Consider the following 26,323-nt stretch of genomic DNA (forward strand, 5'->3'; position numbering starts at 1 on the left):
CCGATGGGGGCCGACTGAACCCAAGAGTTCACCTGGCCCTTGGCTGACAGACACCCACAAGCAGATCGCTGACCACAGGCGGATGACACCGTCGAAGCATGAGGATCGCGATCGTCGCCTAGACCTACCTTCCCCTCGTCAACGGAGTCACGCACTCGCTGCAGCGTGTTCTCGAGCATCTCGTCCGTCGGGGCGACGAGGTGTTGGTGATAGCCCCTTCGGCAGTCGACGCGAACGACGTCGATCGCGGAGACGGCGTGCGGGTCGTGCGGCTGCCATCCGTTTCGGTCGCCGGATATTCCGATGTGCGCCTCGCCGTCGGTGGCGTCTCGAAGGTTCGCCGCATCCTCGCGAACTTCGCCCCCGACGTCGTCCACCTCGCCTCGCCGTTCGAACTCGGGCGACGAGCCATGCGGGCGGCCGATCAACTGGGCATACCGACGGTCGCCGTCTATCAGACCGACGTGCCGGGATATCTCGGCAAGTACGGTCTCCCCTTTCTCGAAGCATGGGCCTGGCAGCGGGTGATCTCGATCCACCAGTTGGCGACGCGCACTCTCGCCCCCTCCCTCTCCGCGGCACGGCAATTGGAATTGCACGGCATTCCGAGGGTGGAGCTGTGGGGTCGCGGAGTCGACACGACACGGTTCCACCCCGGCAAGCGCAGCGCCGCGTTCCGCGCGAAGGCGGCGCCGAACGGTGAGACCCTCATCGGCTTCGTTGGACGACTCGCGGTCGAGAAGCAGGTGGAAGATCTCGCCGCACTCGCCGGTATCGAGGGCACCCGACTGGTCATCGTCGGTGACGGCCCAGAGAGGGAAACGCTCGAGGCACTGCTGCCGACGGCCTTTTTCACCGGATTCCTGGGCGGCGAGGAGCTGGCGACCGCACTGGCGAGCGTCGACCTGTTCGTGCATCCAGGAGAATTCGAGACCTTCTGCCAGACCATCCAGGAGGCGATGGCATCCGGAGTGCCGGTAGTGGCGACGGGTCGCGGCGGCCCGGTCGACCTGGTGGATTCTTCGCGCACCGGCTGGTTGTACACGCCCGGCGACCTTGGCCAACTGCGCCGCCGGGTCGTGGACCTCGTCGGCGACGGCGCCAAGCGCGCGGCCTTCGGCGAGGCGGCTTTCGAGAGCGTGCAGGGCCGCACCTGGCCCGTGGTCTGTGAACTGCTGATCCATCACTTCGAACTCGCGATCGCGCAGCACGCGCTCCTTCTGCGACGGTGACCAGAACGCCCGCTACACCGCGAGTGGGGGAGGATGTCACCTCGGCGCGTCTCTTCGTCGCGCTGGGGGACTCGTTCACCGAGGGTGTCGGGGATCCGGATGCGCGACTGCCGAACGGCGTGCGCGGCTGGGCCGACCGTGTCGCCGAGAAACTGGCGAAAGCAGAACCCGGCTGGCGGTACGCGAACCTGGCGGTGCGAAGCAAGAGAATCCGCGAAGTCGTCACCGATCAGCTCGACGCAGCCCTGCGGCTGCATCCGACCCTCATCACCCTCTACGCTGGCGGGAACGACGTGCTCGACCCGGGCACGGAGATCCGATCCATCCTCGAGGACTACGAGAGGCTCGTGAAGGCGCTGTCCGAGACCGGAGCGACCCTGCTGTTGTTCACGGGATACGACGTCCCGCTGTATCCGGTCGTCTGGTTGTTCCGCCGTCGCAATCATGCCTACAACGAGGGCGTGCGCCGGATCGCGCAGAAATACGGGGCGACTCTCGTGGATTACTGGACCTTCGACGGCTACCAAGACCGGCGGATGTGGTCTGCCGACCGCCTGCACCTCTCGAAGTTCGGACACAAGCTCCTCGCCGCCCGGGTGCTCGACGTACTCGCCGTTCGGCACTCGATCACGCCGAAGCAGTTCGATGCGCTCGAATCACGATCGACCTCCCGCTGGCTGGCCGACCAGGGCCAGTGGGTGCACGACTGGGTTGTGCCGCTGCTCCATCGCAAAATCCGGCGGGTCACCCTCGGCGACTGGACGGAGCCGCGCTGGCCGCATCCCGTGGAGGTGCCGCCGAAGGGGGGACTTCGCCGGTTGATGAGAGAGCGGGCGGAGGGCACCCGTGAGTGACCTCACCGATGTGGTCTTCGCCGTAGCCCGGTCGCCCTGGGCGCTCGTGGCCCTCGTCGCGCTGCTCGTCATCGACGGTTTCTTTCCGTTGGTGCCGGGGGAGACGATGGTGGTCACCCTCGCGGCTCTCGGAGCCTCCGGGCACGGACCAGACCCGCTCGTGGTGTTGCTGGTGGCGACCGCGGCGACCATGGTGGGAGATGGGATCGCCTTCCTGATCGGCCGCTCCATCCACCCGAGGAGGTGGGTCTGGATGCGGGGGGCGAGAGCGCAGCGGGGCCTCGAGTGGGCATCCGCCCGCATCGAGCACAGTCCCGGAGTGATCCTCGTCGGGGCGAAATTCCTGCCCTTCGTGCGCGTCGCGGTCACCATGACCGCTGGCGCGACCGGCCTGCCGGTGCGGCGATATCTCGTCTTCTCACTGCTCTCCGCAACGATCTACACGGCCTACCATGTAGGCGTCGCGGTGACCGCGGGCGAGCTCTTCCTCTCCAGCCCCTTCCTCGGTCTTGCGGCTTCGATCAGCTTCGGTGTGGTGTCCGCTGCGGCGATCGGTGGCATCCGCCGGCTGGTCACGCTGAGGAGGGAGCGAGCCGCGCGGTGACCAGTGTCCTAGGCTGGTAGTCGGTCTCGCGACCACCGACAGCCCAGGGATACCCATGTACAGAACCACCTACGCCTCCGCCCTCCAGCGATCGGATGCCGGCAACGAAGTCACACTCTCCGGCTGGGTGGCGCGAATCCGCAACCACGGTGGCGTGGCATTCATCGATCTCCGGGATTCCTCTGGCATCGCCCAGGTGACCTTCCGTGACGCTCAGGTCGCCACGGCGGACAGCCTGCGGGTCGAATCCTGCGTGAAGATCACCGGCATCGTGCGCGAGCGCCCCGAGGGCAACGTGAACTCGGCGATCGCCTCCGGTGAGGTCGAGGTCGAGGCGACCAGCCTCACCGTGCTCGCGGCGAGCGACGTGCTTCCCTTCCAGCTGGATGACGAACCGGGCGAGGAGACCCGGCTGGCCTACCGCTACCTCGACCTGCGTCGGGAGTCCGCCGCCTACCCGCTCAAGCTGCGGTCGAAGGTCTCGGCAGCGGTGCGTAACGTGCTCGTCGACCGTGACTTCATCGAAGTGGAAACCCCCACCCTCACGCACTCCACGCCAGAGGGCGCCCGCGACTTCCTGGTGCCCGCCCGCCTCAAGCCGGGCTCGTTCTATGCGCTTCCGCAGAGTCCGCAACTGTTCAAGCAGCTGCTCATGGTCGGCGGCTTCGAGCGGTACTTCCAGATCGCCCGCTGCTACCGCGATGAGGACTTCCGCGCCGATCGCCAGCCGGAATTCACCCAGCTGGACGTGGAGATGAGCTTCGTGGAGCAGGACGACGTTATCGCGCTTGCCGAGGAAGTGCTCTCGGCGATGTGGGGCACCATCGGCGTCACACTGACCACCCCGATCGCCCGGATGACCTACGCCGAGGCGATGCGCCGCTACGGATCCGACAAGCCGGACCTGCGGTTCGAGCTCGAGCTCGTCGAGTGCACCGACTACTTCGCCGACACCGAGTTCGGTGTATTCCGTGCGCCGTATGTGGGGGCCGTCGTCATGCCCGGTGGCGCCGACCAGCCCCGCCGCACCCTCGATGCCTGGCAGGAATGGGCCAAGCAGCGCGGTGCAAAGGGGCTCGCCTATGTGCTGGTCGGCGAGGACGGCGAGCTGCGCGGTCCCGTCGGCAAGAACCTCTCCGAGGCGGAGCGCGAGGGCCTCGCGGCCCACACCGGCGCGAAGCCGGGAGACTGCATCTTCTTCGCCGCCGGCGCGGTGAAGGCCTCCCGCGGACTGCTCGGAGCCCTTCGCGGCGAGATCGCGGCGCGCCTCGAGCTGATCGATCCGACGGCCTGGGCCTTCACCTGGATCGTCGATGCTCCCCTCTTCGAACCGGCGGGCGATGCAGTCGCCAGTGGCGACGTCGCTGTGGGCGCGGGCGCCTGGACCGCGGTGCACCACGCCTTCACCTCTCCGAAGGACGAGTACCTCGACAGCTTCGACACCGACCCGGAGTCCGCACTGTCCTGGGCCTACGACATCGTCTGCAACGGCAACGAGATCGGCGGCGGAAGCATCCGCATCAACACTCGTGAACTGCAGGAGCGCGTATTCCAGGTGATGGGCATCTCCCACGAGGAGGCGCAGGAGAAGTTCGGATTCCTGCTGCAGGCGTTCGCCTTCGGGGCACCCCCGCACGGCGGATTCGCCATGGGCTTCGACCGCATCGTCTCGCTCCTCGCCGGCACGGACTCGATCCGCGACGTCATCGCCTTCCCCAAGTCAGGCGGCGGTAACGACCCGCTCACCGGCGCGCCGGCGCAGCTGGAGCCGGCGCAGCTGACCGAGCTGTACCGCACGCTGGGCGTGCGTGCGGTGCCCCGGGGCTGAGCCGTGGGAGACACCGGCGCTAACTGGGCGGGCAACTACCGCTTCGGCGCGCCGCAACTGCGCGGTCCCAGGAGTGTCGAAGAGGTGCAGGAGCTGGTGGTGGCGAGTCCGCGCATCCGGGCCCTCGGCACCCGTCATTCCTTCAACGACCTGGCCGACACCGCCGGCACTCTCGTGTCGCTGGTTGACCGCGAGCCGGAGCCGCGACTCGACACCGGACGGATGACCGTGTCGGTGGCCGCCGGCACCCGCTACGGGGTGCTCGCGAGCTGGCTCGCCGACCAGGGTTTCGCCCTGCACAACATGGGCTCGCTGCCCCACATCTCGGTGGCCGGCGCGGTCGCGACCGGCACCCATGGTTCCGGCAACGCCCTCGGAAACCTCTCGACCGCGGTCGCGGGCCTGCAGTTGGTGACCGGGGAGGGAGAGCTGCTCGAGGTCGACCGTAGCGATCCACAGTTCGAGGGGATGGTCGTCTCTCTCGGTGCGCTCGGCATCGTCACCCGCGTGAGCCTCGACATCCAGCCGACTTTCGAGGTGCGCCAGGACGTCTACACCGATCTGCCCTGGGATCGGGTGCTTGCCGAGTTCGAGCAGATCACGGCGGCGGCCTACAGCGTGAGTCTCTTCACCGACTGGCGGGGTGACAACCTGCAGAGCGCGTGGTTCAAGACGCGACTGGCGCCCGGGGATTCCGGATCGATGCCACCGACGCTGTTCGGGGCCACGGCGTCCGCGGCGGAGGTCTCGCTGGTCGAGGGTGAGAGCAACACGACAGTGCAGGGAGGCATCCCCGGCCCGTGGTCGGAGCGATTGCCGCACTTCCGGCTCGATTCGACGCCGAGCAATGGCGACGAACTGCAGACCGAGTACTTCGTGGATCGCCGCACGGCACCGGAGGCCCTGGCGGCCGTCCGCGTGCTCGGTGAGTCCATCGCGCCGCACCTGCTCATCACCGAGTTGCGCACCATTGCAGCGGACGAGCTGTGGCTGAGCACCGCGAACGGGCGCCCGAGCCTCGCCATCCACTTCACCTGGAAGAACCAACCGGAGGCTGTCGCCCGGCTGGCCCCGCAGATCCAGGCCGCGCTCGCGCCGTTCGAGGCCCGCCCGCACTGGGGCAAGGTGAACACCATGACGGCGGCGGATGTCGTGCCCCTCTATCCGAGGCTGCCCGAATTCGCGGCGCTCGCCGAGCGGCTGGACCCGCAGCATCGCTTTCGCAACGCCTATCTCGAGCGGGTACTCGGCCTCAGCGACTGAACACCGCCGTCGAGCTACGAGTCGAGCTACGGGTCGAGCTACGAGTCGAGCGTCGGGATCGCCTCGGTGATGAGGCCGGTGATCGTGCCGAGCAGGGAGTCGACGGTGAAGCTCGACGTCGGCGCATCGTGCACGACCCTTCCGAGGCGCAGCACCACGACGCGGTCCGTGACCTCGAGGATGTGCGGAAGCGTGTGCGAGATGAAGATCACTCCGAGCCCCTTGGCCTTGGCCGCGCGGATGACCTCGAGCACCTCTTTGGCCTGTCGCGCCCCCAGGTGGTTTGTCGGCTCATCGAGGATGATCACCTTGCGAGCCCAGGACACTGCGCGTCCGATGGCCACGGCCTGGCGCTGTCCACCGGAGAGCTGCGCCACCGGGCGGTTGGAGGCCGGCACCGCGATGCCGACGCGCTCGAGGTCGGCGTGAGCGAGGGAGTCCATCTTCTTCTGGGCCAGGAAACCGAGCTTTCCGAGGATGCCGGGAGCCGTGAGCTCCCGGCCGAGGAACACGTTGGACGACACGGAGAGATGCGAGGCGAGGCTCGAGTCCTGGTACAGGGTCTCGATCCCCGATTCGAGCGCGTCGTGCGGACTCTTCCAGCGACGGGGGATGCCGTCGAGCAGGATCTCTCCGGTGTCCGGGAGATGAGCCCCGGAAAGAGCCTTCACCAGGGTCGACTTGCCGGCGCCGTTGTCGCCGACGAGGCCGAGCACCTCGCCGGCGCGCACCTGCAGGCTCACATTCTCGAGGGCGACGACGCTGCCGTAACTCTTCGAGATGTTGCGGACTTCGTAAAGCGGGCTGTCTGTCATGAGGTTCTTCCCTTCGAACGAAGTGCCTGGAGCGAGACGGCGGCGGCGATGAGGATGGCCACCACAACCTGCTTCCAGTTCGGCTCGACGCCGATGATGATGAGACCGCTGGTGACGGTTGCGAGGATCAGGGAGCCGAGCACCGTGCCGGTCATGCGACCGATTCCGCCGGAGAGGGCGACACCACCGATGACCACGGCGGCGATCGCATCGAGCTCGTTGCCGGCTCCGGAGGTCGGGGCGCCCGACCCGAGCCGGAGGTAGAGGAACATGCCGGCGAGTCCAGAGAGGAAGCCGGAGAGTGCGTAGATCTTGGTGATCTGGCGCTTCACGTTGATTCCGGCGGCAAGGGCAGCGAAGGGGTTGGAGCCGATGGCGAAGGTGTAGCGCCCGAAGCGCGACTTGTGGAGGTAGAGGCCGGTGATCACGACGATGATGATCACGACGATCCCCGGCCAGGAGAGCGGACCGAGCCACGGCACGCTGAGGGAGATGGCCGACGGCGGGCCATTGCCGATCGGCGCTCCGCCGGTGAGCACGATGGACATCCCGCCCGCGGCACCCAGGGTGGCGAGAGTGGCGATGAACGGCACGAGGTGGGCGCGGTTGATGAGGAGCGCGTTGATCAGCCCGACACCGATGCCGACCGCCGCGGCCACAAGGGTGCCGAGGAAGATCGCGAGGCCGTCAGGGAGACCCGCGCCGGTCATTGCCTGCATCGCGTAAGCAGCGATGACTCCGGCGAATCCCAGGGTGGCGCCAACGGAGAGGTCGATTCCCCCCGAGATGACGACGAAGGTCTCTGCGACGGCGATGAGGGCGATCGGTCCCCAGTCGAGCAGGATGTTGCCGAAGACATCCGTCGTGAAGAACACCGGGTTCAACACCGAGAACAGGATGATCATGCCCACGAGCACCAGCAGCAGGATGGTCTGCTGGTTCGAGAAGATGCGAGCGATCCGCCCGGTCAGCGGGCCGGCTGGACCGCCGGTCGCTGCCACTGGAGACTCTGCCGTTCTTTGACTGGTTGGCACGATCTGCCCTTCGCTTCGTTGCGTGCACTGCACTGTACAGAGTGGGGGAATCGTCCGGTGCCGCGGACGAAAGAGTCTCGCGGCACCGGGCGAGGGGTGGTGGCTACCTACTGCACGTAGGTGTACTTCTTGAGGTCCGCAGCGGAAGTGGACTTGTCGAGCAGGATGTTCGGCAGCGTCACAGCGGCGGTGATGCCGGACTTCGACTTGGTCTCGATGTACCTGACGCAGGTGTCGACGGCCTGGCGGGCTTCCTCGGCCGGGTCTTGGGCGATGAGCGCGGTGAAGACGCCCTTGCCGATCAGGTCGACGTTGGTCTGGTACGCGTCGTAGCCGATGAGGGCGACCTTGCCGGTCAGCCCCTTGGCCTGAAGGGCGGATGCCGCGCCGGTGGCGTTGGTGCCATCGATCGCGAAGATGCCGCTCAGGTTCGGGTACTTGGTGAGCCAGTTGCTCACGTTGCTGTTGGCCGTGGCGGCCTGCGACTGCGAGTAGGCGGTGTCGACGAGGTCGATTCCCGGGTACTTGGAGGCGAGCTGCGACTTGAAGCCCTCGAGGCGGTCGACGTTGGTGGTGGCGGTGGCGGAGGTGAGTCCGGCGACGACCTGGTACTTGGTGCCGTCGGTGTAGTTGATCGCCTTGGCCATCGCATCCGCAGCGGCCTCGCCACCCTGCTTGTTGTCACCGGTGATGAAGGAGACGACGTCACTCAGGTTCTCGACGTGGGTGTCGACGTTCACGACCGGGATACCGGCGGCCTTCGCCTTGGTGACCGACGCCTGCAGCGCCTTCGGGTCGGTGGGGATGAGCACCAGGCAGCTGGGCTTCTGAGCCAGCACCTGGTCGACGATGGGGATCTGGGTCGCGGGAGAGTAGACCGAGGGATCGCCCTGCCAGACCAGTTTCGCCTTCTTGACGGCGGTCTCGGCTTCGGCGCCGACCTTCATCGCCTTGAAGAAGGGATCCGCCTCCGCGCCCATGACGAACGCGATGGTCAGGGTCTTGGATGCCCCGCTGGTGCCGGTGGTTCCGGAAGTGGAGCTGCACGCGGCTGCGCCGAGCAAGAGGGTCGTCGCGACCCCGAAGACACCCGCAGTTTTGACGATTCGGTTCATTATTGGTAACTCTCCTTTGAGTGCATGGTCGCGGACCGCTTGTGCCAATCCACGGCATCGATTCGTCTGACTGCGGGGGGACCGGCACGGGCCGGGCTGTGAAGTTCGACGAGGACATGAGATCGATCTCAGAAGTTTTATGAGATCGATCTCGCTGATGTGGGTATGATCATCACACCGTTCAACGCCGCTGTCAAACGCACAGGAAATCCTTCATGAAACAATCGGGTAACGAAGCCCCCCTCACGATCAGGGATGTCGCCCTGCACGCGGGTGTCTCTCGTGCGACCGCCTCCCGCGCCCTCTCGGACTACGGTGTGGTCAATTCCGAAACCCGGGACAAGGTGCGCCGGTCCGCGGAGACCCTGGGGTACGTGCCGAACGTCCTCGCCCGCTCGATGCGGGCCGGCAAGACCCAGACGATCGGCCTCATCATCACGGAGGTGGGGCTGAGTGTCTTCGACCTCGCCATGCGTGCGGTGATCGACGCCGCGCACCGCAAGGGCTACCAGGTGCTCGTCTCCAACACGAACGAAGACCTCTCGGCAGAGCGCGATTCGATGCGCGTCATGCTGGAGAAACAGGTCGATGGCGTCATCCTGGTTCCCAGCGCGGTTCACGACCTGAGATTCATCAGCCCCGAGGCGCTCAAGGGCAAGCCGGTGACGCTGCTCGACCGCACACTGGATTCCCTCGACTTGCCGAGCATCTCCGCCGACAACCGCACCGGGGCGCGGGATGCGCTCGATCACTTCCGTGCCAATGGCCACACGCGGATCGGCCTTGTGGTGGTGACCGCGAACATCCATGGCCAGACCTCCGTTAGGCCGGACGGTCTCGTCTCCACACTGCACGACCGAACCGAGGGGTATCTCGAGGGCATGGCTGCCGCAGGCTTGCCGGTGGGTGAGGATTGGGTCTGGTTCGCCGCGGACGGCGGAGAGACCGCCCGGCAGGCCGTTCGCAGCATCCTCGATTCTGCCGACCCGCCCACAGCCATCCTCGGCTCGAATGCGAACGTCTCGCTCGCGATGCTGAGCGTCGCCAAGGAGCGCGGACTCACCGTCGGGGTCGACATCTCGTACATCGGGTTCGATGATGCGCCCTGGGCCCCGGTGCTCACCCCCGGGCTCACGGTCGTCGACCTTCCCATCGAGGCGATGGCAGAGGCCGCCGTCGAGAACCTCGTGGCGCAGATCGCCTCCGACGCTGCGGACACCGCCCGGGCGACGGCTCCGCGATCCGTCGTGTTGCCGATGCGGCTCGTCGTTCGTGGCTCGGTCGGCCCAGCCTCCGGCGACGCGGCCACATGACCATCGCGCTGTATGCCGAATTCACTGCCACAGCAGGCAACCACGCTCTCGTCGCGGACCTCATTGCGGAGTTCGCGCAACGAGTGCGAGCCGAGCCGGGCAATCTGGTGTTCGACCCGCACCATCGCGTCGATTCACCCAGTACGGTATTCGTCTACGAGGCCTATCGTGACCAGGCCGCCTTCGACGAACACCTCGCGAGCAGCCACGGCTACGACTTCAACGCGAGGCTGGGAAAACTGGTCGTGGGAGGCGGATCCCGGCTCACGATGCTGTCACCGATCGCCGTCGGCACTCGCACTCCCACGAAAGGATGAACCGCATGACCCGTGACTCTCCCTCTCCCTTGGCTGGCGTGCTCGTGATCGGTGAATCGCTCATGGACGTGGTCGCCTCCCCGGGCGGCCTCGACGAGCATGCGGGCGGATCGCCGATGAACGTGTCCGTCGGCCTCGCCAGGCTCGGCTGCCCGGTGCAGCTGCTGACGAACCTCGGCACAGACGCCCGTGGTGTCGTCATCGCCGACTACCTCGCCTCCGCGGGGGTTCCGCTCGTGCCGGGGTCGATCGTTCAGGGGCGCACCTCCACCGCCACAGCCACGCTCGACGACAGCGGATCGGCGAGCTACGAGTTCCTGATCGACTGGTCACTGGGCTTCGTTGCCGACCTGCCCGACAGCTCGATCGTGAATCAGGGCGCGATAGTGCACACCGGTTCGATCGCCGCCTTTCTCGAGCCCGGCGCATCCCAACTCGAGGCCCTGCTCCGGGCTGCCGCGGAGCGCCGGGCGCTCATCACCTTCGATCCCAACATCCGCCCCTCGATCATCGGTTCGAGGACCGACTCCTTGGCCGTCGTGCAGCGTCTATCCGCGCTGTCCACCGTGGTCAAGGTGAGCGACGAAGACGCCCTCTGGCTGTTCGGCGAGCTGACTCCCGACGCGGTGGTCGACCGTCTCCTTGCGATGGGCGCGACGCTCGCGATCGTCACGCTCGGGGCATCCGGGGCGCTGCTGGCGACCGCGACCGATCGCGTGAGCGTGCCGGGCCGGCGGGTCACCGTCGCCGACACCATCGGTGCGGGGGATTCCTTCATGAGTGCGGTCGTGCAGAAGCTGCAGGCTCTTCTGCTCTCGGGAGTGGATGCTGCCGCGCTCGCCGACGGCAACGCCCTCGACCGGTCCGTCCTGGCCGACATCGGCGAGTTCGCCGTCTCCTGTGCCGCAATCACGGTGTCGCGCCCCGGTTCGAACCCTCCCTCGCTGGCGGAGGCGCTCGCTTAGTCGTACAGCTCGCTCGCTCCGGGTTCGACGAAGCGCAACCAGCCCCACACGGCCACACTGAGGGCGGCGAAGGCACCGGCGCAGAGGATCGCCCCGATCATGGGGAAGGAGGCGTCGCCGCCGCCGAGCATCACGACGGAGGCGAACAGCGCCGCCACGGTGATGGTCGCCAGCCAGGCCGGTCGCGACCACTCGAACACCGCTCGTCCAGGGAGGGAGGCGATCGGGAGAATGAGTACCACGACCGATCCGAGTCCGGCGAGTGCGATGGTGGCGAGGGACTCGGCGGCCAACAGCGCCCAAAAGCCTGTTGCGGCTCCGAACAGGCCGTGAAGCAGCCAGGCGCCGGCGGCGAGCGTGGTGACCGATCCGATCTCCACCAGGCTCACGATCGCGCGCGCTCGGGAAGCGACGGTGCTCGAAAAGCCCACCCCGATGAGCACGCCCGCAATCACGGGTGGATGGATGCCGGAGACCCGGGACAGCACCGCGGCCAGAACCGCCGCGAAGAGGAGCAGCGGCACGAACCGCAGCCGGCCACTCACGTGCTGCGCGAACGAGCCCCATCGGGTGGCAACGGCGACCCCGACCAGGTTGAGCACGGCCAGGCCGATCACCACCGCGACGCTGAGTCTCAGATAGCGCACCTGGTCGTCCACCCCGCCGGCGATCACGATGAGAGCCGCCGCTGCCGCCAGCGGAACCGCCCCGATGATCCAGGGGTTCAGCGGTGTGGGCTCGGCGACGGGGGTGGATGCCGAGGGCCGCGTGCGATTGCGACCGGTGAACTGCATCGACGGCATCCGGATGCGTCCGCGAAGCGCTCCGGCCAGCAGCCTCAGCGGTAGTGCGATGAGCAGCACGAAAGCGAGTGCAAGGAGCGGGGCGAATGCGAGCTTGCCAGAGCTGACGCTGCTCGACAGGGTCGGGAGCATGGCACCGAAGTTCGTCGGCGTGCCCCAGTTGTCGATGGAGCCCGCCGGAGGCACCGGCGGAGCCGAAGGGGGCGGGTTGGGGCTCCCGCTCGGCGGCGCAGTGCTCGGCGGCACACTCGGCACGGCGGGGGCGCCCGGCGGCCGTGGCGCTGCCGGTGGAGCGGGAACCGCGGCTCCGCCGCGTGAACCGAAAGTGACGGTGATCGGCGCGCTCGGCGCGCTGTAATTGCCCGCGGCATCGCGCTGGATCACCAGGAGGCTGTGTGCCCCTTTCGGCACTCTGCCGACAGTGCAGCTGAAGGTGCCGCCGACGATCGCGGACTGGCAGGCGGGGAGGTTGTCGAGGTAGACGTCCGCCGTGCCGGCGAGTCCGGGTGCCGCGGTCTCGCCGGTTCCCGAGACGACGACCTGGGTGCCGGTCACCTGGCTGCCGGCCACCGGTGACATGATCACCGCTCGTGCGGGGGCATCCCTGTCCACGACGAGCGAGAGAGAGCCGGACAGTGACGACGATGCACCGCCACCGAGGTCGGCGCGAGACTGCCTCGCCCGGATCACGTAGGACCCGGAGGGCACGGTGAGCGCGCAGGACCAGTAGCCGGAGTCGGTCGCGACGGACGAGCATCCGTCCGCTCCGCCGTCCACGACCGTTGTGACCGTGCTTCCCGCGAACCCATAGCCGGAGACGAGACCGGTCGTCAGAGAGTCTGGTGCGCCGTCGATGGTGGGCGCTCCGAGCACGTCGACGGTGGCGGACAGGGGTGCGGATGCCACGCCGGCGAGAGTCTGCACCGCGATGAGGGTGATCGACGCGCCGCTCGCGACGGCTGCGGTGCACTCGAACTCGGTGTCGTCGGAGGCCGGGATGGTGCAGAAGGGACTGCCCTGGGCCGAGCGGGGGGAGATCACGACGCTGCTTCCCTCGTCCTTTGTGCCGCTCAGCCGCACGGCATTCGTGGGCGAGAACCCGGGGGCGCTGAAGCTGAACGTCGAGGGAGCCGCAGACGGGGAGGGAGCCGCAGACGGTGGGGGTGCCGCAGGCGGTGAGGGGGGCGCAGGCGGTGAGGGGGAGGGGCTCGGAGTCGGGGCGGTGGTCGCGGCAATCGCCACATCTGCCGAATCCGCCGCACCCGGGGCATCGGGCGGCACCGCAGCAGCTCCCAGAACCAGGACGGACTGGAGCGCGTAGCCGGTGACGGCAAGCACCGTCAGGAGACCTCGACGGTGTGCGTACGGTCCGCGATCGCGAAACGGACGGGGGGAGACGCTCGAGTGTGAGGGCTGCACTGTGAGTCCATTCAGCATGGCATCTTCTCCGATGTCAATTATCTGTGCGCGGTAATGGAAGTGAGCAATCATCCGCTCGACCGATCCAGTCGTCGCTGCCCCGGAGCCGATCGGATATTGACGCGGCCGGGGATCCCCGCCATGATTCAAATCACGCGACTGGGACGAGTGACCCAGAGAGAGGACCGTACATGGCCCGGGTAAGTTCCGCAGAACGACGAGCCGCCCTCGTGAGGGCCGCCCTGCGGGTGATCGACCGCGACGGCGTGCACGGCGCGACGACCCGGGCGATCGTCGCCGAGGCCGAGATGTCGCTCGCGAGCTTCCACTACGCGTTCCGGTCCCGTGACGAGATGATCCGCGAACTCATCGCCTTCGTGGTGCAGGACGAGCAGCGCGTGTCGCTCGAGGCGCTGGACCGGGATGCGGACATCCGCTCGGCAGTCAGAGCCGGGCTGCAGGCTTACTTCGACCTGTTGAAGGCACATCCCTCGCGGGAGCAGGCGATGCAGGAGCTCGTGCAGTACTCGCTGCGGACACCGGGCCTTGAGGCGCTGCCTCTGGCGCAGTACGCGAGCTACTTCCACACCGCCCGCGTGCTGCTCGAGCGCGGTGCCGAGCTCACCGGGATGGAGTGGACGATGCCGATCGAACAGCTCGCGCGCATTCTCATCGCGATCACCGACGGGCTGACGATAGCCTGGCTCGCCGATCGCGACGATGTCGCCGCCGGACGCCTGATGGACTTCGCCGCGGACACGATCGGCGCCCTCGCCGTCGAGATGCCGCTCGCCGTCGGGATGCCGCTCGCCGTCAGGAATGCGGACGCCCGATGACGACCCCGGCCCTCGACCGTTCGACCACCGACTCGACGGTGCAGCTCTTCGGCGAGCCGAAACGGCAGGTCTCCGGCGGATGGATCGCGCTCTTCGCCATCGCCTGGCTCGGGGTCTGGATGGCGCAGCTCACGCCGATCCAGCTGCTGCTGCCCGCCCAGGTCGAAGCGCAACTGAGCGCGACCTACTGGGTCGACAAGGTGGTCGCCTTCGGCATCGTCTCGGGAATCGCCGGGGTGTTCGCACTCGTCACCTTTCCGCTCACCGGTGCCCTTTCCGACCGCACGACGTCGAGGTTCGGCCGCCGCCGACCCTGGATTCTCGGGGGCGCGCTGGTGTTCGCTGCCGCGCTCGTCTTGCTCGGCCTCCAGCAGTCGCTCGTGGGCATCGGCATCTTCTGGTCCCTTGCCCTCATCGGATTCTGCGTGCTCACCGCCGCCCTCACCGCGGTGATCTCCGACCAGGTGCCGGTGGGGCAGCGCGGATTCGTCTCGGGATGGATCTCCGCCCCGCAGGCGATCGGCACCATCCTCGGCGTGTTGCTCGTGGTGGTGCTCGTGCTCAGCCAGGTGGCGGGCTACACCCTCGTCGCGGTGTTGCTCGTGCTGCTGGTGCTTCCCTTCGTGCTGCGGATCCCGGATGCGGTGCTCCCGCGGTCCGCGAGGTCGCCGCTCACCCTGAAGGGCCTCATCGCGGGCTTCTGGATCAGCCCGCGACAGTATCCGGATTTCGGATGGACCCTCGCCAGCCGCATCCTCGTCAACTTCGGCAACGCCTTCGGCACCTCCCTGCTGCTCTACTTTCTGCAGGACGGCCTGAGAGTCGAGCACGCGGACGATGTGCTGCTCGTCCTGATCCTCATCTACATGATCTTCGTGGTGCTGGCCTCGCTGGTGCTCGGACGGCTCTCCGACCGGCTCGGCCGGCGCAAGGCATTCGTCTTCGCTGCCGCCGCACTCCAGGGCGTTGCGGCGCTGATGCTCGCCTTCGTGCCCCTGCTCGGCGTCGCGATGGTCGCGGCCGGCATCCTCGGTCTCGGCTACGGATGCTTCCTGTCCGTCGACCAGGCGCTGGCGACGCAGGTGCTGCCCGACGCCCACACCCGCGGCAAGGATCTCGGCATCATGAACATCGCCACCGCCGTGCCGCAGGCGATCGCGCCGCTGATCGGAGCCTTCGTGGTCGCCGCCCTCGCCGGCTTCCAGGGGCTGTTCGTGCTCTCCGCGCTGGCTGCCCTGCTCGGCGCACTCGCCGTCCTGCCCATCCGATCGGTGCGCTGATGCCGCTGTCTCTCGTGCCGCCCACGGACTCCCCGTGGCTCCGTCCGTCCGAATACTGGACCTCGCTCCAGGGCGCCACAGCCGAACTCGACCCCCCGTTCGGCGTGATCTCGGTGCCCGCCCTCGCCCACAACGCCGTCGACATGCTGCGCCGAGCGAAGGGCACGAGCATCCGGGTCGCGTCGAAATCGGTGCGGGTGCGCACGGTGATCGACGCGGTTCTCGCTCTTCCCGGCTATTCGGGAGTGCTCGCGTACACCCTTCCCGAGGCGCTCTGGCTCGCGGAGGGGGATGCCCGGCACGAGGGCATCACCGACGTCGTGGTGGGCTATCCGAGCGTCGACCGTGCGTCGATCCGGCGACTCGCGCTCGATCCGCTGCTTGCCGCGCGGGTGACCCTCATGGTCGACAGCGTCGACCAGCTCGACTGCATCGACGCCGTGGTCCCTCCCGCACACCGCGAGCGCATCCGAGTCTGCCTCGAGCTCGACGCGTCCTGGAATCCGAAGGTGCTCGGCCATCTCGGCACCTACCGCTCCCCGGTGTTCACCGCTGACGATGCCCGTGCTCTGGCAGAGCGGATCGTCGCCCGCCCCGGATTCGCGTTGGTCGGACTGATGGCGTACGAGGGCCAGATCGCCGGGCTCGTCAACGAGCCGGCGAGCGCGGCGCGGGGGGTGGCCGTGCGCTGGATCCAGAAGAATTCGGCGAGCGAGCTCGCCGGTCGCCGGGCGGAAGCCGTCGCGGCGGTGCGATCACTTGCCGACCTCGAGTTCGTCAACGGAGGCGGCACCGGTTCGCTCGAGACGACGAGTGCGGAGCCGGCGGTGACCGAGATCGCCGCGGGCAGCGGTCTGTTCGGCCCCCATCTCTTCGACCACTACCGACAGTTCCTTCCCGCGCCCGCCGCATCTTTCGTGCTGTCGGTGGTGCGCAAGCCCTCGGCGCAGATGGCCACGCTGCTCGGGGGCGGGTGGGTCGCATCCGGTCCGCCGGGGGTCGATCGGCTTCCCGTCGTGGCCTGGCCAGAGGGCACGAACATGGTTTCCAATGAGATGGCCGGAGAGGTGCAGACCCCGCTCACCGGAGAGGCCGCCGCCCGGCTGCAGATCGGAGACCGGGTGTGGCTGCGGCACACGAAGGCGGGAGAACTCAGTGAGCATCTCGATGCTTTCGTGCTGGTGGACGGGGATCGCATCGTCGAGTCGGCGCCAACCTACCGCGGCGAGGGCAAGGCCTTCCTGTGAGGGATTCGAAACGCGCTCGCAGTAGAGTCACGCTGAGGGGTGAATGGTGACAGTCGAAACAGTGATCGCGGGCATCACCCCGGGCACGATGTGGCGCAACTGGGGTCGCTCGGAGTCGGTGCGTCCGCTCATGATGGCCAGCCCGTCGAGCGTTGACGAAGTCGCGGCGATCGTGCGTTTCGCCCGAGAGCGCGAGTTCACCGTGAAGACCGTCGGCTCCGGCCACAGCTTCACCGCCATCGCCCGCGCGCAGGACCTTCAGGTCGACGTGTCACGCCTCGACGGACTCCTCGGCGTCGAGCTGTCGCGCAACCGGGTCACCCTCGCGGCCGGAACCAAGCTGCACCGACTGCCCGCACTGCTCGGTCCCTATGGGCTCGCCCTGCCGAACATGGGAGACATCGACCGGCAGACCATCGCCGGAGCCACCTCGACCGGCACCCACGGCACCGGTGCGCACTACCCCGGTCTCGCGGCCCAGATCGTGGCGGTGACCATGGTGACGGCGGATGGCTCGATCCTGCGCGTCAGCGAGACCGAGAACCCCGAGCTCCTGCCCGCCGCCCGCCTCGGGCTCGGCGCACTCGGCATCCTCGTCGATCTCACGCTGCAATGCGTTCCGGCCTTCCTGCTGCATGCCGTCGAACGCCCCGGCGGCTTCGACGAGGTGCTCGACGGACTCGAACAGCGGGTGGCCGCCGTCGACCACTTCGAGTTCTACTGGTGGCCCCACACCGACGGTGTGATGACGAAGTCCAACACCCGGCTGCCCGCGGATGCCGAACGGCACCCCGTCGGCCCGGTGGCCGCCTTCGTGGAAGACCGCGTGCTCTCGAATGCCGTGCTCGCCCTGCTCTGCAACGTCGGGAGGGTGGCGCCGGCACTCACCCCGGGAATCAACCGCCTCGCCACCCGCGTCTACGGAAACCGCACCTACACCGACCACTCCTACGAGGTCTTCGTCAGCCCGCGCACCACCCGGTTTCGCGAGATGGAGTACGCGATCCCGCGGGCGGCGATTCCGGATGCGCTGCGAGACATCCGCTCGCTCATCGATTCCCGCGGCTGGCGCATATCGTTCCCGGTTGAGGTGCGCGTCGCCGCCGCCGACGAGAACTGGCTCTCGACGGCCTCGCAGCGCGACAGCGGCTATATTGCGGTGCATCGCTACTTCCGCGACGACCCGGAAGAGTACTTCCGGGGCGTCGAGCAGATCATGCGGGGCTACCAGGGGCGACCACACTGGGGCAAGATCCACTACCAGAACGCGGAATCACTCGCCGCGGTCTATCCGCATCACGCCGACTTCGTGGCAGCGCGTGACCGACTCGACCCGGACCGCGTGTTCACGAACCCCTACCTGGATCGCGTGCTCGGCGTCTGAGAGTTCGGCCGCCGGCTCAGCTCGCGTGCACTCCGGGTCGGCGCTTCGGGTCCACGCGTCTTCTCGGCGACCTGCGCGTGAGGACCCTGGTGCGACCCGGAGCGCTCGGTCAGCCCCTGCAGCATCCAGCGGCGGAAAGCCCCCGTGGTGCGCGGTGATTCGGGGGCGCGTTGCGGTGTGGGTGTCGAGGCCATGAGTGCCAATCTCTCGGAGGTCGAACCTCGCTCGCCCAGAATATCGCTCAGATGGTGAGCAGCGAATTCACTCGACGATCAGGAAGCTTGTCGGTTCCGTGCAGATCACCGAGCTCGAGCACGACGCTGATGCCGGCGACGCGCCAGCCGGCGCGCTCGACCAGGCGGCAACTGGCAGCGAGCGTGCCCCCGGTGGCGAGCACATCGTCGAGGAGCAGCACCCGTGTGCCGGGGGCGAGCTCGTCGGGATGCACTTCGAGGGTCGCCGTTCCGTATTCGAGCTCGTATTCCTCGGTGATCACCGGACGGGGCAGCTTGCCCGGCTTGCGGATCATCACGCAGCCGAGCCCCGTCGCATAGGCGGCCCCGGCGGCGAGCACGAAGCCGCGTGCCTCCATGCCGGCCAGGGCGTCGAACCGTCCCGCAAACGGCGCGAGAAGGGCGTCGATCACGGAGGTGTAGGCCGGGCCGTCCGCGAAGACCGGACTGAGGTCACGAAAGACGATTCCGGGCGACGGGAAGTCGACGACCGTCCTGCTGAGCCGTTCGATCGCTTCGCGGGCATCCTGCGACATCCGTGCTCCTCATGGTTTCCGGTGACTGTGCTGACAGTAGAGCCTGTCATGACCCGATGTTCGCTCCGAGTGTGCTCCAAAAAGACGGGGGCTGAATCGCTCGCGGATATAGTTATCTCGTCCTGCGGTTCGCCGCTTCGCAGCATCCAGTTCTCGAGAGAATGGTCATGGATACCCTTATCGTTGTCGGCATAATCGTCGTACTCGTCGTCATCATCGGCATCTACCTGTGGTCGACCTACAACGGTCTCGTGCGTCTCAACGTGCGCGTCGACGAGGCGTGGAGCGACATCACGGTGCAGCTCAAGCGCCGTGCCGACCTGCTGCCGAACCTCATCGAGACGGTCAAGGGCTACGCGGCCCACGAGTCCGGCGTCTTCGAGGCCGTGACCAAAGCCCGCGCAGAGTCGATCAGCGCGTCGACCCCCGCGGATGCGGCCGTGGCAGAGAATCACGTGCAGAGCGCCCTGAAGAGCATCTTCGCCGTCGCGGAGGCGTATCCACAGCTCCAGGCCAGCCAGAACTACCTGCAGCTGCAGGGCGAACTCGTCGACACCGAAGACAAGATCCAGGCCTCTCGCCGCTTTTACAACGGGGGCGTGCGCGAGCTCAACACCAAGATCAAGACCTTCCCGAACACGCTCTTCGTGCGCGGGCTCGGCTTCACCGAGCGCGACTTCTTCGAGGTCGCGGACTCCGCGGCCATCGCGGAGCCGCCTCGCGTCCAGTTCTGATCGCGGCGCGAAGCGCCCGTGATCAGGTCGAGTAGCGAGCGCCAGCGAGCGTGCCGAGACCTTTCCCCTGCCGACTCCTTGAACTGAGCCACTCATGTATCGCGCAATAGCGAAGAACAAACGCAACACGGTGTTCATCATCCTGCTGTTCCTGCTGATCATCGGCGGGCTTGGGGCGCTTGCCGCCTCTGTGTACAACAGCCCATCGATAGCGATCACCGTGATCGTGATCGCGGTGGGATATGCCACGATCCAGTACTTCGCCGCCTCCCGGTTGGCGATCTCGATCTCGGGTGGCCAGGAGATCCAGAAGTCCGACAATCCGCGTCTCTACCGCATCGTGGAGAACCTGTCGATCACCGACGGCCTTCCGATGCCGAAGGTCTACATCATCAACGATCCGGCGCCGAACGCGTTCGCGACCGGGCGCGACCCCGAGCACGCGTATGTGGCCGCGACCACCGGACTGCTCGATCTGATGGACGATTCGGAGCTCGAGGGTGTGATGGCCCACGAGATGGGCCACGTTCAGAACTACGACACCCGGGTGTCGATGATCGTCTTCGGCCTGGTCGTGGCGATCGGTTTCATCGCCGACCTGTTCCTGCGCTTCGCCTTCTTCGGCGGCGGGCGCGGCAACGACCGCAATGGCGGCGGGGGCGGTGGCAACCCCATCGTCATCGTGTTCGGCCTCGCCGCGATGATCGTCGCGCCCCTCGTCGCCGCCGGGGTGCAGGCCGCGATCTCGCGTCAACGCGAGTACCTCGCCGACGCGACAAGCGCGATGACGACCAGGAATCCGGATGCCCTGGCCAGTGCGCTCCAGAAGCTCGGTGAATACGGCCGTCCGATGCGCAAGCAGAACTCCTCCATGGCGCACCTGTGGATCTCCGACCCGACCAAGCCGGGCTTCATGAGCCGCCTGTTCAGCACGCATCCGCCGATCGAGGACCGGGTCGCCCGCCTCCACAAGATCGGTGGCGAATTCTAGGCACGGCTCAAGGCCGGTCGGTCGGCTGAGGCCGATGTTCCCCTTCGTCAGGGGTGTTGCCGCTCGAGGGGGACCACACCTGACGCGGAGGAACAGGGGCGAACCACGTGCCCGAGGAACGGAATCCGTCGGGACGGTCAGGCCGCGGTCATCGGTTGCACTCCCAGCACTGCAGCGAGCGCGGGCGCGAGGTCGCCCCTCGCCATGACCTCGATGCGCTCGAGCCCCTGCCAGGCGGCGGTCTCGCGCAGCAGGATCGCGAGTCTGTCGACCGTCGCGGGCGGGGCATCCGGCTCGGACCAGGCGGATTGCACGCGCAGAACGCGGTTCTGCCGATCGTTCTTGAGGTCGACCCTGCCCACCAGCCGGTCATCGATCAGCAGCGGCAGCGTGTAGTAGCCGAACACGCGCTGGGGGGCGGGCGTGTAGATCTCGATGCGATAGCGGAACCCGAACATCCGTTCCGCCCGAGCGCGCTCCCAGACCACGGGATCGAAGGGGGAGAGCAGCGCCGCCGCCTCGATGCGTCGCGGGATCCGGGCCTCGCGATGCAGGAAGGCCGGCCGGTTCCAGCCCGGCACCGTCACGGGCTCGAGCTCCCCGGCATCCACGAGGTCGTGCACAGCCGCCCGTGCCGGTTCGGTCTTGATGCGGTAGTAGTCGGCGAGATCGGAGAGTGTGCCGATTCCGTGGGCGCGTGCCGACAGTCGAAGCAGTTCGCGGATGGCCTCGGCCCGAGGCACCTCCCGCTCGAAGACGGCGGGCGGAAGGGCCTGTGATGCGAGTGCATAGCGGCGCTCGAACCGGGAGCGCCCCGCAGAGACCGCCTCGCCGAAACGGAACAGCCATTCGAGTCCGGTCTTGACCTCTGACCAGCCCCACCAGCCGCCGGCCCCCTTGCCGGTATCGTGCTCGATCTCGCTCGCGGCCACCGTGCCGCGAGCACCGAGCTCCGCGCGCAACCAGTCGAGCATCGGGCCGTTCTCGGCCACCCAGCTGCCGGGCGTCGAATACCGCTCCCGGTTCGCATCCATGCGCCAGCGGTAGAGCGGCCAGGTCTCGACGGGGATGATCGCGGCCTCGTGTGCCCAGTATTCGACGAACTTGCCCTTTCGCCCGAAGGTGAGGCGGTCGAGGTCGGCCTTGTCGTAGGAGCCGAGCCGGGCGAACAGTGGCAGGTAGTGGCTGCGCTCGAGCACGTTCACCGAGTCGAGCTGCAGAAGCCCCAGCCTGTCGATCGTGGAATTGAGCTGGCGGACGCCCGGATCGGCCGGCCGCGGCCGCCCGAATCCCTGCGCGCCGAGTGCGATGCGGCGGGCCTGGGCAGCGGAAACCTCGCGGTCGCTCACTTTCTCACACACTCTCGCACGCCTTGACACTATCGAGACCCGGCGACCTTTCGCCGTTCTGTTTGGGTGCCGTATGGTCGTCGTTAGTCTCTCGTTTACCGACGGGACCCAAGGCGGACAGTGTCGTTGCCTAGCCTCCACAGAGGTCGTGGCGGCACCCACTGTCTGCTCACAGCGCAGGCGGCCGAACGGCCCAATGGAGGAAAAGTGTTCAACAGGCGCACCATCGTCGGCATCGCAGCAGTCGCCGCGATCACCATCTCTCTCAGCGCGTGCTCGAGCACGCCGACCCCCGCAGCATCCGGTGCCGTGGACGCGAAGACCGCCACGAGTGTGTCGGCATTCGGCGACATGGCTGGGCTCGTGAAGGCAGCCAACAAGGAGGGCGCCCTCAACGTGATCGCCCTGCCAGACAACTGGGCCAACTACGGCAAGATCATCGCCGCATTCAAGAAGAAGTACCCCAAGATCACCGTCAACTCCGCGAACCCCGACGGCTCGAGCGCCGAGGAGATCAAGGCCGCCGACGACCTCGCCGGCCAGGACACGGCCCCGGATGTCTTCGACCTCGGCCCCGCCGTCGCCCTCGCCAGCACCGCGAAGTTCGCGCCGTACAAGGTCTCTACCTGGGCGGACGTGCCCGAGGCCAACAAGGAGAAGACCGGACTGTGGGTCAATGACTACACCGGACTGATGTCGGTCGGCTACGACTCCAAGGTGATCAAGACGGCGCCCAAGAAGCTCTCCGACCTGCTGGGAAGCGCCTACAAGGGCAAGGTCGCCATCAACGGCGACCCGACCCAGGCCGGAGCGGCCTTCGCGGCGGTCGGACTCGCGGCCATCCAGAACGGCGGCTCCGCCGACGACTTCCAGCCGGGCGTCGACTTCTTCCAGAAGCTCAGCAAGGCGGGCAACTTCCTCTCGCTCGACCCGACCCCGGCGACGATCGCCTCCGGCGAGACCCCGGTCGTCTTCGACTGGAGCTACAACAACCTGGCCCAGGCCGCGACCACCCCGAATTGGAAGACCGTCGTCTTCCCGGGCAGCGCGTACGGCAGCTACTACAACCAGGCGATCAACAAGGATGCCCCGCACCCCGCGGCGGCCCGCCTCTGGGAGGAGTTCGTGTACAGCCCCACCGTGCAGAACCTCTACCTGGCCGCCGGCGCGTTCCCGGTGCAGATCGCCGCGATGGACAAGGCCGGAACGACGGACAAGAGCGCCCAGGCCGTCGCCGGCAAGATGCCGTCACAGTTCGTCTCGCCGACCGATGCCCAGACCACCAGCGCGGGCGCACTGCTCACCGCGAAGTGGGCCGCGGCGATCGCCCAGTAGCGCCGTCTCAACCGGAAAGTCCCACCTCGATGACCACCCCATCGCTGTGACCGTCGAGACGAGTCCGCCGCGCCGCGCGCGGCGGCTCGTCTCCGTGTCGCCCTCGGTGCTCGGCCTCACGCCGTTTGCGCTCTATGTGCTTCTTTTCCTCGCGATCCCCACGGTGCTCGCGGTGCTCTCCGGGCTGTTCGACGCTCAGGGGCACTTCACCCTTGCCAATGTCGCGGCGCTGTTCGCCCCGGACATCCTCAAGACCTTCGCCAGTTCCTTCTGGGTCTCCGCCGTGACCGCTGTCGTCGGCGCCGTCGTGGGCGCGCTCGTCTGTTACGCCCTCCTCGGCATGAATCCGCAGGGCGCGCTTCGGTCGATGGTCGACTCCGCGGCGAGTGTGCTCGCGCAGTTCGGCGGCGTGATGCTGGCCTTCGCCTTCATCGCGACGATCGGGATCCAGGGCTTCGTGACCGTGTTTCTGCGGGGCCTCGGGATCGACATCTTCTCGAACGGGGTCTGGCTGTACCAGGTGCCTGGGCTGCTGCTGCCGTACATCTACTTTCAGGTGCCTCTCATGATCATCACCTTCATGCCGGCGCTCGAGGGGCTGAAGCCGCAGTGGGCCGAGGCGAACGCCACACTCGGCGGAACTCGCCTCACCTACTGGGTGCGTATCGCCGGACCCGTGCTCGCACCATCCTTCCTCGGAAGCCTGCTGCTGCTCTTCGCCAACGCCTTCTCGTCGTACGCCACGGCGGCGGCGCTCATCAGCCAGGGGGCGCAGATCGTGCCGCTGCAGATCCGCGCGGCGCTCATCAGCGAGACCGTGCTCGGACGCAGCAACATGGCCGGTGCGCTCGCCCTCGGGATGATCGTAATCATGGTGGTGCTCATGTGGGGCTACTCCGCCCTGCAGTCACGCACCACCAGGTGGCAGCAGTGAGCGGCGTCCGCCCGGTCGGTGCAGCCCCTGGGCCGGTCGCGCGCACCGTGATCCTCGCCGTCGTCGGCGTCGTCTTCGCCATCCCGATTCTCGCGATGTTCGAGTTCAGTTTGCGCAATCTTGCCGGCGGCTACACCCTCTCCCACTGGGCCGGTGTCTTCTCCCCGACGGCGACCGTCACCTACGCCGCGATCTTCACCGGCCTCGGCAACTCCCTTCTCCTCGCAGTGGTGACCGTCGTGATCATCCTCGTGATCCTGCTGCCGACGATGATCCTGGTGCAGTTGCAGTTTCCGCGACTCCGGCGCGTGCTCGAGTTCGTGTGCATCATCCCGATCACGGTGCCCGCCATCGTGATGGTCGTGGGGCTCGCGCCCGTGTACTCGGTGGTCGCACGACTCGCGGGATCTTCGATCTGGACCTTGGCCTTCGCCTACGGCGTCACCGTGCTGCCCTACGCCTACCGGGCGATCCAGTCCAACCTGAGTGCCGTGGATGTCGTGACGCTCTCCGAGGCTGCGCGTTCGCTCGGGGCCGGCTGGGGGAGCGTGTTGTGGCGGGTGATCCTGCCGAACCTGCGCCGGGGAATCCTGGCGGCCTCATTCATCACCGTGGCGGTCGTTCTGGGCGAGTTCACCATCGCCTCGCTGCTCAACCGCGTGAACCTGCAGACCGCTCTCGTGCAGATCTCGAAGAGTGACCCCTTCGTTGCCGTGATCTTCTCGTTGCTGGCTCTCGGGTTCGCATTCGTTCTGCTCCTGTTCATCGGCCGTCTCGCATCCGACCGCCGCACCCGTTCCGTGAAGAAGGCCTCATGACTTCCCCTTCCCCCTCCGCCTCGACCGGCGGCGCAACAGTCGAGCTCATCGATGTCGTGAAGGACTATGCCGGCCACCGCGCCCTCACCGGGGTGAACCTCTCCGTGCGACCGGGGGAGTTCGTGGCTCTGCTCGGCCCCTCGGGTTGCGGCAAGACCACCGCGCTTCGCGCCCTCTCCGGCCTGGAGCAGGTGAACGGCGGCAGCATCCTCATCGACGGGGTCGACGTGGTGGACGTGCCGGTGAACAAGCGCGACATCGGCATGGTCTTCCAGTCGTACTCGCTCTTCCCGCACCTCACCGCCGTCGAGAACGTGGAGTTCGGGCTGCGGATGCGTAAGGTCGCGGCCGGCGATCGCCGCGCTCGCGCCGCGGAGAGCCTGGAGCTCGTCGGCCTCGGCCACCTCGCGGCCCGCTACGCACATCAACTCTCCGGCGGACAGCAGCAGCGCATCGCGTTGGCCCGTGCCCTGGTGACCCGGCCGCGTGTGCTGCTGCTCGACGAACCGCTCTCTGCCCTCGATGCCAAGGTGCGGGTGCAGTTGCGCGACGAGATCCGCCGCATCCAGACCGACCTCGGAATCACCACGCTGTTCGTGACTCACGACCAGGAGGAGGCCCTCGCGGTTGCCGACCGGGTCGCGGTGATGCGCGACGGCAACATCGAGCAGATCGGCACGCCGGAGGAGCTCTACACCACCCCCTCAACGCCCTTCGTCGCGGCTTTCGTCGGCCTCAGCAACCGGATGCCCGCCACCCTGTCGAACGGGCGGGTCACCCTGTACGGCGAGACGCTGGGGGTGCTCGGGTCACCAGCGATGAGCGGGCCGGTGCTCGCCCTGGTGCGGCCGGAGGATCTCCTGCTCGTGCCGCAGGCGACGCCCGGCAGCATTGCGGCGAAGGTCGTGGCATCGAGCTTCCTCGGCTCCCTCCGCCGCACCCGGTTGGCGCTCTCCGACGGCACCCTTGTCTCGGTGCAGCACGATGTGTCCGAGCATCCGGAGCCCGGGCAGAGCGTCGGAGTGCGGCTGCGCGGCAACGCCGTCTCTGTGAGCGGCGTCGACGGCTGAAACGCATACTAAAT

24 protein-coding genes and 1 pseudogene are annotated in these 26,323 nt (G+C 67.5%); 19 read left to right on the forward strand and 6 right to left on the reverse strand.

Features of this window, described 5'->3' with window-relative positions; all coding sequences use genetic code 11:
* Window positions 1-98 precede the first annotated feature (98 nt).
* The 5 genes and pseudogenes from ABIB54_RS17885 to ABIB54_RS11570 all read left to right on the forward strand — a co-directional run bounded on the left by ABIB54_RS17885 (window position 99) and on the right by ABIB54_RS11570 (window position 5,781).
* Window positions 99-1,232: pseudogene (locus ABIB54_RS17885) on the forward strand (glycosyltransferase family 4 protein).
* Entirely contained in the window at window positions 1,229-2,086 is an 858-nt protein-coding gene (locus tag ABIB54_RS11555) for an SGNH/GDSL hydrolase family protein (protein ID WP_354575666.1), read from the forward strand. Before ABIB54_RS17885 ends, ABIB54_RS11555 begins: the two are co-directional and overlap by 4 nt.
* Window positions 2,079-2,690 carry a DedA family protein gene (locus ABIB54_RS11560; RefSeq protein WP_354575667.1) on the forward strand — a complete coding sequence of 204 codons (612 nt, stop codon included), beginning with the start codon at window positions 2,079-2,081 and terminating at the stop codon, window positions 2,688-2,690. Before ABIB54_RS11555 ends, ABIB54_RS11560 begins: the two co-directional genes overlap by 8 nt.
* Window positions 2,691-2,745: 55 nt before the next feature.
* Complete coding sequence (gene aspS, locus ABIB54_RS11565) at window positions 2,746-4,518, forward strand: aspartate--tRNA ligase (protein ID WP_354575668.1); 1,773 nt, start codon at window positions 2,746-2,748, stop codon at window positions 4,516-4,518.
* A 3-nt stretch (window positions 4,519-4,521) separates the two neighbouring features.
* Window positions 4,522-5,781: a D-arabinono-1,4-lactone oxidase gene (locus ABIB54_RS11570; RefSeq protein WP_354575669.1), complete on the forward strand. Its 1,260-nt coding sequence runs from the start codon at window positions 4,522-4,524 to the stop codon at window positions 5,779-5,781.
* 38 nt (window positions 5,782-5,819) lie between these two features.
* On the opposite strand, the gene ABIB54_RS11575 is transcribed toward ABIB54_RS11570, so the two are convergent.
* The 3 genes from ABIB54_RS11575 to ABIB54_RS11585 all read right to left on the reverse strand — a co-directional run bounded on the left by ABIB54_RS11575 (window position 5,820) and on the right by ABIB54_RS11585 (window position 8,745).
* Window positions 5,820-6,596: an ATP-binding cassette domain-containing protein gene (locus tag ABIB54_RS11575; RefSeq protein ID WP_354575670.1), complete on the reverse strand. Its 777-nt coding sequence runs from the start codon at window positions 6,594-6,596 to the stop codon at window positions 5,820-5,822.
* Complete coding sequence (locus ABIB54_RS11580; protein ID WP_354575671.1) at window positions 6,593-7,597, reverse strand: ABC transporter permease; 1,005 nt, start codon at window positions 7,595-7,597, stop codon at window positions 6,593-6,595. Before ABIB54_RS11580 ends, ABIB54_RS11575 begins: the two co-directional genes overlap by 4 nt.
* 140 nt (window positions 7,598-7,737) lie before the next feature.
* Window positions 7,738-8,745, reverse strand: a complete 1,008-nt coding sequence (locus ABIB54_RS11585) for a substrate-binding domain-containing protein (RefSeq protein ID WP_354575672.1) — start codon at window positions 8,743-8,745, stop codon at window positions 7,738-7,740.
* Window positions 8,746-8,960: 215 nt separating this feature from the next.
* Between ABIB54_RS11585 and ABIB54_RS11590 the strand changes: the two genes are divergently transcribed.
* Genes ABIB54_RS11590 through ABIB54_RS11600 form a run of 3 tightly spaced genes read left to right on the forward strand, consistent with a single transcriptional unit; the run spans window position 8,961 to window position 11,340 of the window.
* Window positions 8,961-10,058 carry a LacI family DNA-binding transcriptional regulator gene (locus tag ABIB54_RS11590; RefSeq protein WP_354575673.1) on the forward strand — a complete coding sequence of 366 codons (1,098 nt, stop codon included), beginning with the start codon at window positions 8,961-8,963 and terminating at the stop codon, window positions 10,056-10,058.
* Entirely contained in the window at window positions 10,055-10,375 is a 321-nt protein-coding gene (locus ABIB54_RS11595; protein WP_354575674.1) for a putative quinol monooxygenase, read from the forward strand. The genes ABIB54_RS11590 and ABIB54_RS11595 overlap by 4 nt, the downstream gene beginning before the upstream one ends.
* A gap of 5 nt (window positions 10,376-10,380) precedes the next feature.
* Window positions 10,381-11,340, forward strand: a complete 960-nt coding sequence (locus ABIB54_RS11600) for a carbohydrate kinase family protein (protein ID WP_354575675.1) — start codon at window positions 10,381-10,383, stop codon at window positions 11,338-11,340.
* On the opposite strand, the gene ABIB54_RS11605 is transcribed toward ABIB54_RS11600, so the two are convergent.
* The gene (locus ABIB54_RS11605) at window positions 11,337-13,184 is read right to left on the reverse strand and encodes a hypothetical protein (protein ID WP_354575676.1); all 1,848 of its coding nucleotides are present in this window, start codon (window positions 13,182-13,184) and stop codon (window positions 11,337-11,339) included. The two genes, ABIB54_RS11600 and ABIB54_RS11605, sit on opposite strands and share 4 nt — an antisense overlap.
* On the opposite strand from ABIB54_RS11605, the gene ABIB54_RS11610 reads away from it, so the two are divergent.
* From ABIB54_RS11610 to ABIB54_RS11630, 5 genes are all read left to right on the forward strand, one after another.
* The gene (locus ABIB54_RS11610) at window positions 13,141-13,464 is read left to right on the forward strand and encodes a hypothetical protein (RefSeq protein ID WP_354575677.1); all 324 of its coding nucleotides are present in this window, start codon (window positions 13,141-13,143) and stop codon (window positions 13,462-13,464) included. The two genes, ABIB54_RS11605 and ABIB54_RS11610, sit on opposite strands and share 44 nt — an antisense overlap.
* Window positions 13,465-13,753: 289 nt before the next feature.
* Window positions 13,754-14,398: a TetR/AcrR family transcriptional regulator gene (locus tag ABIB54_RS11615; protein WP_354575678.1), complete on the forward strand. Its 645-nt coding sequence runs from the start codon at window positions 13,754-13,756 to the stop codon at window positions 14,396-14,398.
* Window positions 14,395-15,678 carry an MFS transporter gene (locus tag ABIB54_RS11620; RefSeq protein WP_354575679.1) on the forward strand — a complete coding sequence of 428 codons (1,284 nt, stop codon included), beginning with the start codon at window positions 14,395-14,397 and terminating at the stop codon, window positions 15,676-15,678. The genes ABIB54_RS11615 and ABIB54_RS11620 overlap by 4 nt, the downstream gene beginning before the upstream one ends.
* Window positions 15,678-16,925 carry an amino acid deaminase/aldolase gene (locus tag ABIB54_RS11625; protein ID WP_354575680.1) on the forward strand — a complete coding sequence of 416 codons (1,248 nt, stop codon included), beginning with the start codon at window positions 15,678-15,680 and terminating at the stop codon, window positions 16,923-16,925. Before ABIB54_RS11620 ends, ABIB54_RS11625 begins: the two co-directional genes overlap by 1 nt.
* Before the next feature lie 43 nt (window positions 16,926-16,968).
* Entirely contained in the window at window positions 16,969-18,309 is a 1,341-nt protein-coding gene (locus ABIB54_RS11630) for a D-arabinono-1,4-lactone oxidase (protein ID WP_354575681.1), read from the forward strand.
* A 241-nt stretch (window positions 18,310-18,550) separates the two neighbouring features.
* Here the strand turns inward: ABIB54_RS11630 and ABIB54_RS11635 are convergent, their stop codons facing one another.
* The gene (locus tag ABIB54_RS11635) at window positions 18,551-19,078 is read right to left on the reverse strand and encodes an adenine phosphoribosyltransferase (RefSeq protein ID WP_354575682.1); all 528 of its coding nucleotides are present in this window, start codon (window positions 19,076-19,078) and stop codon (window positions 18,551-18,553) included.
* A 167-nt stretch (window positions 19,079-19,245) separates the two neighbouring features.
* Between ABIB54_RS11635 and ABIB54_RS11640 the strand changes: the two genes are divergently transcribed.
* Both ABIB54_RS11640 and ABIB54_RS11645 read left to right on the forward strand, forming a co-directional pair.
* Window positions 19,246-19,812: a LemA family protein gene (locus tag ABIB54_RS11640; protein ID WP_354575683.1), complete on the forward strand. Its 567-nt coding sequence runs from the start codon at window positions 19,246-19,248 to the stop codon at window positions 19,810-19,812.
* A 94-nt stretch (window positions 19,813-19,906) separates the two neighbouring features.
* Window positions 19,907-20,803 (forward strand): M48 family metallopeptidase, encoded by an 897-nt coding sequence (locus tag ABIB54_RS11645; protein ID WP_354575684.1) that lies wholly within the window; start codon window positions 19,907-19,909, stop codon window positions 20,801-20,803.
* 137 nt (window positions 20,804-20,940) lie between these two features.
* Here the strand turns inward: ABIB54_RS11645 and ABIB54_RS11650 are convergent, their stop codons facing one another.
* Entirely contained in the window at window positions 20,941-22,152 is a 1,212-nt protein-coding gene (locus tag ABIB54_RS11650; protein WP_354575685.1) for a winged helix-turn-helix domain-containing protein, read from the reverse strand.
* Window positions 22,153-22,359: 207 nt separating this feature from the next.
* On the opposite strand from ABIB54_RS11650, the gene ABIB54_RS11655 reads away from it, so the two are divergent.
* Genes ABIB54_RS11655 through ABIB54_RS11670 form a run of 4 tightly spaced genes read left to right on the forward strand, consistent with a single transcriptional unit; the run spans window position 22,360 to window position 26,309 of the window.
* Complete coding sequence (locus ABIB54_RS11655; protein WP_354575686.1) at window positions 22,360-23,487, forward strand: ABC transporter substrate-binding protein; 1,128 nt, start codon at window positions 22,360-22,362, stop codon at window positions 23,485-23,487.
* Entirely contained in the window at window positions 23,423-24,421 is a 999-nt protein-coding gene (locus ABIB54_RS11660) for an ABC transporter permease (protein WP_502917121.1), read from the forward strand. Before ABIB54_RS11655 ends, ABIB54_RS11660 begins: the two co-directional genes overlap by 65 nt.
* Window positions 24,418-25,239, forward strand: coding sequence for an ABC transporter permease (locus ABIB54_RS11665; RefSeq protein ID WP_354575688.1), 822 nt, complete (start codon window positions 24,418-24,420; stop codon window positions 25,237-25,239). Before ABIB54_RS11660 ends, ABIB54_RS11665 begins: the two co-directional genes overlap by 4 nt.
* Window positions 25,236-26,309, forward strand: a complete 1,074-nt coding sequence (locus ABIB54_RS11670) for an ABC transporter ATP-binding protein (protein ID WP_354575689.1) — start codon at window positions 25,236-25,238, stop codon at window positions 26,307-26,309. The genes ABIB54_RS11665 and ABIB54_RS11670 overlap by 4 nt, the downstream gene beginning before the upstream one ends.
* Window positions 26,310-26,323: the final 14 nt, after the last annotated feature.

Source organism: Frigoribacterium sp. UYMn621 (genome assembly GCF_040549525.1).
Taxonomy (GTDB): Bacteria; Actinomycetota; Actinomycetes; order Actinomycetales; family Microbacteriaceae; genus Lacisediminihabitans.

Bases quoted from the DNA above. Each gene is read 5' to 3' on its own strand.
- aspS (WP_354575668.1), top strand. From the start codon at position 2,746: ATGTACAGAACCACCTACGCCTCCGCCCTCCAGCGATCGGATGCCGGC.
- ABIB54_RS11575 (WP_354575670.1), bottom strand. From the start codon at position 6,596: ATGACAGACAGCCCGCTTTACGAAGTCCGCAACATCTCGAAGAGTTAC.
- ABIB54_RS11585 (WP_354575672.1), bottom strand. From the start codon at position 8,745: ATGAACCGAATCGTCAAAACTGCGGGTGTCTTCGGGGTCGCGACGACC.
- ABIB54_RS11590 (WP_354575673.1), top strand. From the start codon at position 8,961: ATGAAACAATCGGGTAACGAAGCCCCCCTCACGATCAGGGATGTCGCC.
- ABIB54_RS11595 (WP_354575674.1), top strand. From the start codon at position 10,055: ATGACCATCGCGCTGTATGCCGAATTCACTGCCACAGCAGGCAACCAC.
- ABIB54_RS11600 (WP_354575675.1), top strand. From the start codon at position 10,381: ATGACCCGTGACTCTCCCTCTCCCTTGGCTGGCGTGCTCGTGATCGGT.
- ABIB54_RS11610 (WP_354575677.1), top strand. From the start codon at position 13,141: ATGGTGCAGAAGGGACTGCCCTGGGCCGAGCGGGGGGAGATCACGACG.
- ABIB54_RS11615 (WP_354575678.1), top strand. From the start codon at position 13,754: ATGGCCCGGGTAAGTTCCGCAGAACGACGAGCCGCCCTCGTGAGGGCC.
- ABIB54_RS11620 (WP_354575679.1), top strand. From the start codon at position 14,395: ATGACGACCCCGGCCCTCGACCGTTCGACCACCGACTCGACGGTGCAG.
- ABIB54_RS11625 (WP_354575680.1), top strand. From the start codon at position 15,678: ATGCCGCTGTCTCTCGTGCCGCCCACGGACTCCCCGTGGCTCCGTCCG.
- ABIB54_RS11630 (WP_354575681.1), top strand. From the start codon at position 16,969: ATGGTGACAGTCGAAACAGTGATCGCGGGCATCACCCCGGGCACGATG.
- ABIB54_RS11635 (WP_354575682.1), bottom strand. From the start codon at position 19,078: ATGTCGCAGGATGCCCGCGAAGCGATCGAACGGCTCAGCAGGACGGTC.
- ABIB54_RS11640 (WP_354575683.1), top strand. From the start codon at position 19,246: ATGGATACCCTTATCGTTGTCGGCATAATCGTCGTACTCGTCGTCATC.
- ABIB54_RS11645 (WP_354575684.1), top strand. From the start codon at position 19,907: ATGTATCGCGCAATAGCGAAGAACAAACGCAACACGGTGTTCATCATC.
- ABIB54_RS11660 (WP_502917121.1), top strand. From the start codon at position 23,423: ATGCCCAGACCACCAGCGCGGGCGCACTGCTCACCGCGAAGTGGGCCG.
- ABIB54_RS11670 (WP_354575689.1), top strand. From the start codon at position 25,236: ATGACTTCCCCTTCCCCCTCCGCCTCGACCGGCGGCGCAACAGTCGAG.